A 5,587-nucleotide genomic window follows, 5' to 3' on the forward strand; every position below is an offset into this window, starting at 1 on the left:
CGCTGATCGGCGTGCGGCCGAAATGGGCGCACGGCAGCCATCGCGTGACCGACTTCGAGATCCTGCCGATCGAGATCTTCGACCGGCCGCGCATCGACGTGACGCTGCGCGTGTCGGGCTTCTTCCGCGACGCGTTCCCGAATCTGATGCACCTGTTCGATGCGGCCGTGCAGGCCGTCGCCGCGCTCGACGAGCCCGAAGAGCTGAACCCGATTCGCGCACGCATCGAGCGCGAACGGGAGAAGTGGACCGCGCAGGGCGTGGCGCCCGACGAAGCGCGCCGGCGCGCCGGCTGGCGCGTGTTCGGCGCGCGGCCGGGCAGCTACGGCGCCGGCCTGCAGGACCTGATCGACCAGCGCCGCTGGCAGACCGACGCCGATCTCGCGGATGCCTACCGTCAATGGGGCGGTCATGCGTACGCGCAGAACAGCGCGGGCGATGCAGCGCCCGACGTGTTCGGCGAGCGGCTGGCGACGATCGACGTCGTCGTGCAGAACCAGGACAGCCGCGAGCACGACATCCTCGATTCGAACGACTACTACCAGTTCCAGGGCGGGATGACGGCAGCGGTGCGGCACCTGTCCGGGCAGCAGCCGAGCATCTACCACGGCGACCATGCGAACCCGGTCGCGCCGAAGATGCGCACGCTGCGCGAGGAAATTGCCCGCGTGATCCGCTCGCGCGTCGTCAATCCGAAATGGCTCGACGGCGTGAAGCGTCACGGCTACAAGGGCGCGGCCGAGCTGGCCGCGACCGTCGACTACCTGTACGGCTATGACGCGACCGCGCGCGTGCTGTCCGATCACCAGTACGCGCTCGTCGCCGACGCGTACCTGTTCGACGACGCCACCCGCGCGTTCCTCGAACGGCACAACCCGAAGGCGCTGCACGGCATCTGCGAACGCTTCGTCGAAGCGATGCAGCGCGGGCTGTGGCAGCAGCCCGGCCCCTATCGCGAGCGGATCGAAGCGGTCTGGCTCGCCAGCGAACAACGCCAGGAAGGAGGGCGGCGATGACCGATCCGACCACGCCCCGCGCCCGCGCGGTTTTTCCGTTTGCGGCGCTCGTCGCGCAGGACGCGTTGCAGCAGGCGCTGCTGCTTGTCGCGATCGACCCGTCGCTCGGCGGCGTGCTCGTCAGCGGCCCGCGCGGCACCGCGAAATCGACGGCCGCGCGCGGCCTGGCGGAGCTGCTGCCGGAAGGGCAGTTCGTCACGCTGCCGCTATCGGCGAGCGACGAGCAGGTGACGGGCACGCTCGATCTCGCGCATGCGCTGGCCGAAAACGGCGTGCGTTTTCGACCCGGCCTGCTGGCGCGCGCGCATCTCGGCGTGCTGTACGTCGACGAAGTGAACCTGCTCGCCGACGGGCTCGTCGATACGCTGCTCGACGTCGCCGCGAGCGGCGTGAACATCGTCGAGCGCGATGGCGTGTCGCACGCGCACGATGCGCGCTTCGTGCTGGTCGGCACGATGAACCCCGAGGAAGGCGAGTTGCGGCCGCAACTGCTCGATCGCTTCGGGCTGATGGTCGAGCTGGAGAACTGCTTCGACGCCGCCCAGCGCGAGCGGATCGTGAAGGCGCGACTCGCGTTCGATCTCGATCCGGATGCGTTTCGCGCGCGTCACGCGGCGGCCCAGCGGGAACTCGCGGACCGCATTCATGCGGCGCGCGCGCGGCTGCCGGCGCTCGATTTCGACGATGCGGTCCATGCGCACGTCAGCGCACTGTGCATCGACGCGGCCGTCGACGGGTTGCGGGCCGATCTCGTGATGCTGCGCGCCGCGCGTGCGCTGGCCGCACTGGAACAGGCCGACGCGGTGACGGTGTCGCATGTGGCGCGCGTGGCCGAAGCCGTGCTGCGGCACCGGCGCCATGCGGGGCCGCCGCCGTCGCAGCAGTCGTCGCAACAAGGGGGAGAGCGCGACGATCGTTCGCGGTCGGACACACCACGGCAGCCTGACAAGCGACAGGACGACACGAAGGCCGACGCGTCCCCATCGCAAGGCGACTGGGGCTACTTGCCGCCCGAACCGGCCGGGCTGCGCGACGTGAAAAGCGTCGTGCCGCTGCCGCTAAAAAAACGCTGAGCCATCGAGCCGGCGCCGCCGCGAACGCGATTCGCGGTCCTCGATGGCAGTCAGGCGCGGCCGCGCGCGTGCCGGGCACGGTGCGCGCCGGCACGGCCATCGCGTGGCCGGCGACGCTCGCCGCGAAACGCGGCGGCCCGCTGCATCGCGAGCATCTGCGCTTCGGGAAACGCGCGGGTACGCCGCGTGCGCTGCATTGCTTCGTGCTCGACTGTTCGGCGTCGATGTTGTCGCACGAACGACTCGCGCTCGCGAAGGGGCTGATCGTCGCGTATTTCGATCAGGCCGCGCGCGAGCGGGTCGAAACCGCGCTGATTTGCTTCGGCGGTCAAGGCGCCGCGCGGCGCTTCGGCCCGGCCGTGCCGCGCTGGTGGAACGCGCGCTGGCTCGAACCGGTCGACGGCGGCGGCGGTACGCCGCTCGCGGACGGCATCGAGGCCGCCGCGCAGCTGCTCGCCTGCGCGGCACGGCGCGAGCCCGGCAAGGCGCGCTGGCTGTGGGTGCTGTCCGACGGGCGCACGCGCGAGACGCCGGCCAGACCCGCGGCGGCCGATCACGTCGTGTTCGTCGACTTCGACGATGTGGCCGTGCGGATCGGGCAGGGCGCCCGGCTCGCCGCCGCGTGGGGCGCGCAGTGGGTGACGGCCGACGCGCTTCGCACCGATCTCGCCGGCTGATGGCCGGCCGGCGGTGCGCTATGATCGCCGCTTCTGCCTCCGCTCACTGGAAACCTCCGCCATGCAAGTACTGGTCGATGCCGACGCGTGTCCCGCCGTCATCAAGGACATGCTGTTTCGCGCCGCGCGTCGCGCCGAAATCTGCGTGACGCTGGTCGCGAACCAGTTTCTGCGCACGCCGCCGTCGCCGTTCATCAAGGCCGTGCAGGTGCCGGCCGGCTTCGACGTGGCCGACGCGCGCATCGTCGAGCTGGCGGAGCCGGGCGACCTCGTGATCACCGCGGACATCCCGCTGGCCGCCGCCGTGCTCGACAAGGGCGCGCATGCGCTCGACCCGCGCGGCAACTGGTTCAGCCGCGAAAACATCGAGGAGCGCCTGTCGACGCGCGCGATGATGGACCAGTTGCGCAGCGCGGGCATCGATACGGGCGGGCCGGCGCCGTTCAGCGCGCGCGACGGCAAGACGTTCGCGTCGCAGCTCGACCGGTTTCTGGCGCGGCACGCTCCGCGCTGACGCCCGAATTTGCCGACGTTGCACGTTGCGCCGACCGCGACGATCATTCCGTCCATGCAACCCCACCGCGACACTCTTCCGATGGACGATGCGGCCGTCACGCCGGTCAGGGAACACTACGTACAGGGCCGATTCGACTCCGCGATCCAGGCGGCGGAATCGCTCCTCGCGCAGCACGGCGATCACGGTGAATTGCTGAACCTCGCGGGCGTGTGCCATTTGAAGCTCGGCAACCTCGTCGCCGCCGAGGCGTGCCTCGAGCGGGCAGCGCACGCGGCGCCCCGGTCGGCCGATATCGACAACAACCTGGGCGTGCTCTATCAGTCGAGCGGGCGGGATGCCGACGCCGAGCGGGCGTTCGTGCGTGCCGTTTCGAAAGCACCGGGCCACGGCCAGGCGCACCTCAATCTCGGCATGTTGTTGCGGTCCAGGCATCGTCTGGAAGAGGCGGAACGGGCGATCCGGATCGCCGTCGAACAGACGCCCGGCGATCATGCGGCGCTGAACGCGCTCGGCCTGGTGTTGAAGGACCTGGGCCGCTACGACGAAGCCGAAGCGGCCTATCGGCAGGCGCTGGCGCTCGAGCCCGGGCGTGCCGAATACCGGCTCAATCTGGCGAATGTGCTGCTGCACCGGAACGACTGGATCGCGGGGTTGCCGCTCTTCGAAGCGCGTCACGCCCCCGATCTCAACGGCGCATTTTCCGACGCGCCCGCCGTATCGTTCCCGCAGTGGCAGGGCGAGCCGATCGACGGCGCGTCGCTGCTGATCTGGCCGGAACAGGGGCACGGCGACCAGATCCAGCTGGTCCGCTATGTCAAAAAACTCCGGATGCTCGGGGCGAAACGGATCACGCTGGTGTGCTCGGCCGCGACGCAGCGGCTGTTCGCGACGCTCCCCGAAGCGGATGCCGTCGTGGCGCGCGACAGGTTCGATCCGGCCGCCTGCCCGCGTCACGATTTCTGGACTTATGTGTGGAGTATTCCCGTCAATCTGCGGGAATCGCCGGCGTCCATTCCGGCCACGCTGCCTTATCTGCACGCGCCTCGGCATGCGGCGTCGAAATGGGACCGGCTGATGCCCAAAGGGCGCCTGCGCGTCGGCCTGGTGTGGCAAGGCAATCCCGGTCACGCGAACGACCGCGTGCGCTCGCTGCCCGGCCTGCAGACGCTCGCGCCGCTGTGGGACATCGACGGCGTCACGTTCGTCAGTCTTCAGAAGGGCGCGAACGAAGCCGATCTGCGTGCCGGAATCGGCGATCGCTTCATCGTCAATCTGGGCAACCGGACCACCGATTTCGCCGATGTCGCCGCGATCGTCGCGCGGCTCGATCTCGTCATCGGCGTCGATACCGCCGTGATGCACCTGAGCGCGGTGCTCGGCAAGCCCGCGTGGATTCTGCTGTCGAACGTGGGCACGGACTGGCGCTGGAGCGGCGCGGGCACGACTTCCGTGTGGTACCCGGACGTCGTCACGCTGTTTCGGCAGGCGGCGACGGAAACGGACTGGTCCGGCGTGGTCGCGCGCGTTTCGCAGGCGTTGTCCGCGATGCGTGCGACATAGTCGGAGATGCCGCTACAAGGCCGCGCCAGCCTCTTTCGCGCGGTTCCGGCGTCGACACGTCTGGAAGGGATGGCCGCCGGGTCTGCGTCGCTCATGTTGCGCAGCAAAAACAAGTGGCACGGTCTTCAGGCGAGTCCGTCATCGTTCAAGCCGCTACCTCGATCAGGATGCAGGTTCGCGCCGACGCTGCTATCGTGGGGCGAGAACCCCAACACAGGAGCGCATGCGTGTCACCCACCCAACTTCTCGTTCCGACCTATACCCAGATGTTGCGCGCACAGTCCGCGTGGCTCGACAAGGCGGTCGCCCACCGGCAGGCCGCGGGCGACGAACCCGACGCGGCGATGACGCTGAGGCTGGCGCCCGACATGTATCCGCTTGCCGCCCAGGTGCGCTTCTCGTGTTTCCAGGCGATGGAGCCGGTTTACCGGCTGCGCGGCGAGCCGCTGCCGGCGGCATTGCTGGCCCTGCGCGAGGCGGGCTGGAACGCCGATGCGCAACCCGGTTCGCCGGCCGATGCGCAGGCGATCATCGCCGGCACGCTCACGTTTCTCGGCGAACTCGCACCCGATGCGCTCGACGGTGGCGCAGCGCGGCCGATCGCGCTCGAACTGCCGAACGGGATCGCGTTCGACATGACGGGCGAACAGTACGCGCGCGACTGGGCGCTGCCGCAGTTCTACTTCCATGCGATCGCCGCGTACGCGATCCTGCGCCATCACGGCGTCGAACTCGGCAAGGCCG

General features: G+C 69.5%; 6 protein-coding genes. All 6 read left to right on the forward strand.

All coding sequences use genetic code 11. From position 1 onward, the window contains the following. Nucleotides 1-1,016: cobaltochelatase subunit CobN (locus tag JMF90_RS21880; RefSeq protein WP_201325422.1), on the forward strand; the 1,016-nt coding region annotated here is incomplete at its 5' end. Continuing rightward, nucleotides 1,013-2,089, forward strand: coding sequence for an ATP-binding protein (locus tag JMF90_RS21885; protein WP_011545393.1), 1,077 nt, complete (start codon nucleotides 1,013-1,015; stop codon nucleotides 2,087-2,089). The genes JMF90_RS21880 and JMF90_RS21885, both read left to right, overlap by 4 nt. Nucleotides 2,090-2,157: 68 nt before the next feature. After that, nucleotides 2,158-2,766 carry a VWA domain-containing protein gene (locus JMF90_RS21890; RefSeq protein ID WP_011545394.1) on the forward strand — a complete coding sequence of 203 codons (609 nt, stop codon included), beginning with the start codon at nucleotides 2,158-2,160 and terminating at the stop codon, nucleotides 2,764-2,766. Nucleotides 2,767-2,827: 61 nt separating this feature from the next. After that, nucleotides 2,828-3,280, forward strand: a complete 453-nt coding sequence (locus tag JMF90_RS21895) for a YaiI/YqxD family protein (protein ID WP_011545395.1) — start codon at nucleotides 2,828-2,830, stop codon at nucleotides 3,278-3,280. Nucleotides 3,281-3,361: 81 nt separating this feature from the next. Further along, nucleotides 3,362-4,843, forward strand: coding sequence for a tetratricopeptide repeat protein (locus tag JMF90_RS21900; RefSeq protein ID WP_236598018.1), 1,482 nt, complete (start codon nucleotides 3,362-3,364; stop codon nucleotides 4,841-4,843). A 167-nt stretch (nucleotides 4,844-5,010) separates the two neighbouring features. Then, nucleotides 5,011-5,587, forward strand: a 577-nt coding sequence (locus JMF90_RS21905; RefSeq protein ID WP_201325423.1) for a DUF1993 family protein, incomplete at its 3' end; no start/stop codon positions are given.

The organism is Burkholderia sp. E168m23 (assembly GCF_016586125.1).
GTDB classification, from domain to species: domain Bacteria; phylum Pseudomonadota; class Gammaproteobacteria; order Burkholderiales; family Burkholderiaceae; genus Burkholderia; species Burkholderia orbicola.

Coding starts and splice junctions, on each gene's coding strand:
- JMF90_RS21885 (WP_011545393.1), top strand. CDS start 1,013: ATGACCGATCCGACCACGCCCCGCGCCCGCGCGGTTTTTCCGTTTGCG.
- JMF90_RS21895 (WP_011545395.1), top strand. CDS start 2,828: ATGCAAGTACTGGTCGATGCCGACGCGTGTCCCGCCGTCATCAAGGAC.
- JMF90_RS21900 (WP_236598018.1), top strand. CDS start 3,362: ATGGACGATGCGGCCGTCACGCCGGTCAGGGAACACTACGTACAGGGC.